The organism is Microbacterium sp. K35, assembly GCF_004794375.1.
In the GTDB taxonomy this organism is placed as follows: domain Bacteria; phylum Actinomycetota; class Actinomycetes; order Actinomycetales; family Microbacteriaceae; genus Microbacterium; species Microbacterium sufflavum.
The window spans coordinates 1-2335 of sequence record NZ_SSDM01000174.1; the positions used below are offsets into that span (position 1 = coordinate 1).

Consider the following 2335-nt stretch of genomic DNA (forward strand, 5'->3'; position numbering starts at 1 on the left):
GCCGACGCGCCCACGGCGAACGCGCCCAGCACGCCGGCGCCGGCAACGGCGACCACACCGAGGAGGAGCCGACCGGGCGTGCGCACGGCTCCGATCGCGTCGCTGCGCAGCACCACGACCGCGGACCATCGGTGCGGCCGCACGGCACGAAGCCGTCGACCGACCCGCGGGGGAGTCCGGTAGACCGCGGCCGCGGCCCCGAAGTCCATCCCCGTCGCCCGCACGGTCGCCGAGTCCCAGCGCAGCGACTGGGCGAGCAGGTCGGTGAGCTCCAGCCGATCCAGCAGCATCGGCACCGTCGCGGACAGCCCGGTGGCCAGCGCGCTCAGCGCGACCAGCGCGGCGAGCGCGGAAAGTGCGTCGCCGGCGGGGAACGCGAGCCCGGCCCAGCCCCAGGGCGTGAACGGCCGCAGACCCGGTGTGGCCGTGGTCGCGGCGCCGAGGGCGACGACCGCCGCCGCACCCGGCAACGCCGCGCGAGGAAACACCTGGCCGATCAGCCACAGGATCGTCGCGATGACGCCGACCAGCGCGCCCGCCACGACGAACACGGTGACATCGAGCATCCCGGTTCCATGGCTCGCGGCCACGGCAAGGCCCACCATCGCCGCCGACGCGGTGGTCAGGGTCGCGACGACGACGCCGGCCCGCAGCACCGGACCACGGAACACGTCCGCGCGGGCGAGCTCGGCGGAGGCGAGGGCATGCGTCAGGAACGGTGCCCGCAGTGCCGGTCCCCTCTTCGGGCCACAGAGCAGGGCCCCGCCCCACAGCCCGGCGACGATCGCGACGGTCGCGCCAGGCGCTTCGCCCGAGGTGAGCGCGAGCGTCGCCTGCGGACCGGTCAGACCCAGCCACGCCGCGCGGACGAGGGGGACGACCGCCACCAGCGCCACCAGGAGCCCGAGGTACGCGGCGTACGCGTGGTCGGCGCGGGTGCGGGCGCTCCGAGAACGCCAGACCCGCACGGCCGCGGTGACGCGGGTGCTCACGCTGCCGCGTCCAGCCAGAGCGTCTGGTCGGCGATCGCCTCCGCGAGCGTGGGGCTGTGCGTCGACACGACCACGGCGGCACCGTCGGCGCGGCGCGCCCGCAGCACGCCGATCATCGTCTCCAGATGCTCAGGGTCGAGGCGCTGCTCCGGCTCGTCGAGGATCAGCACCTCGAACGGCCGCGCGAGCACGAGCGCGATGCCGAACAGCTGCGTCTGACCGGACGACAGCTCGTGGGGGAAACGTTGCTCGAGGGGGGTGAGCCCGAGCTCGGCGAGCACGCGCCGCGCCTGCTCCGCGGCGCCGGCGGCATCGGCCGTCCACGTCGTCGCCACCAGGAGGGCGTGCTCGAACACCGTGAGGTCGGGCGCGGTCGGCGGCAGGCCGATCATCGCGGCGACGCGGCGGCGGAACCCGGGATCACGCGGCGCCACCGGCTCTCCGTCGATGCGGACACGGCCGTGCGAGGGCATGCGGGTGCCCGCCAGCACGCGCAGCAGCGTCGACTTGCCCGAGCCGTTCGCCCCGCGGATCACCAGCGCGGAGCCCCGCTGCGCGGACACTGTGACGGCCGGGAGGAGGGTCAGGTCGCCCGTGTGCACCGTGACACCGTCCACCTCGATCATGGACACATCCTTTCAGCTGCCCGCCCCCCGAGCGGGGTCCGGGCGGGTCGGCGACGGCGGCGCGCTGAGCCGGCGCGACTCCCGCAGCAGTGTGCGGATCTCGCGGGGGCGGTAGCGCAGGAAGATCCGCTGCGGTCGGGTGCCCCGCGTCAGGGCATCGGTCCCGCCGTCACAGTAGATGACCTGGCCGGTCAGAAAGCGGTTCTCGGCGGACACGGCATGGGCGAGCAGGGCGGCGACGGATGCGACCGGCCCCGGTGCCCCCAGCGGCTGCGGCAGCGCCGTCTCCAGCAGGCGCCGCTCGCGCTCCCAGTTCCGCATCACCAGTTCCGTGGCGATGATCCCCGGTGCGACCGCGTTCACGACAATGCCGCGACCCGCCCACTCCGGCCGCACGGAGGCGGTCCGGATCCACTGGTTGAGAGCGATCTTGCTGGAGCGGTAGAGCTGGCTGCCGCGGCGCGTGCGGATGAGCCTTGCGGCCACGCGCCGCGCGGTCGCCTCATCGCCCCGCAGGCACGCCCGCACCAGTGCCCCGCTCCCGCGGTTCAGCGTCGACGACGAGGACACGACGGCGGCGGCGGGGGCGGCTGACCGGGCGAGAAGCGGCCGCAGGTCCTCCAGGACGGCGACGGCGCCGAAGTAGTTGAGGGCCACGGTCTCCACCCGCGGTGCGCCGATGCCGGCCGCCGCGACGACGCCGTCCACGCGGCCGGC

The 2335-nt window shown here is 75.2% G+C and carries 2 protein-coding genes and 1 pseudogene; all 3 read right to left on the minus strand.

What is annotated here, in order from left to right:
• Positions 1–992, minus strand: a pseudogene (locus tag DW299_RS06420) (hypothetical protein); the annotation flags it as partial.
• Positions 989–1618, minus strand: a complete 630-nt coding sequence (locus tag DW299_RS06425) for an ABC transporter ATP-binding protein (protein ID WP_136036087.1) — start codon at positions 1616–1618, stop codon at positions 989–991. The gene DW299_RS06425 and the pseudogene DW299_RS06420, both read right to left, overlap by 4 nt.
• A gap of 12 nt (positions 1619–1630) precedes the next feature.
• Positions 1631–2335: SDR family oxidoreductase (locus DW299_RS06430; protein WP_136036088.1), on the minus strand; the 705-nt coding region annotated here is incomplete at its 5' end.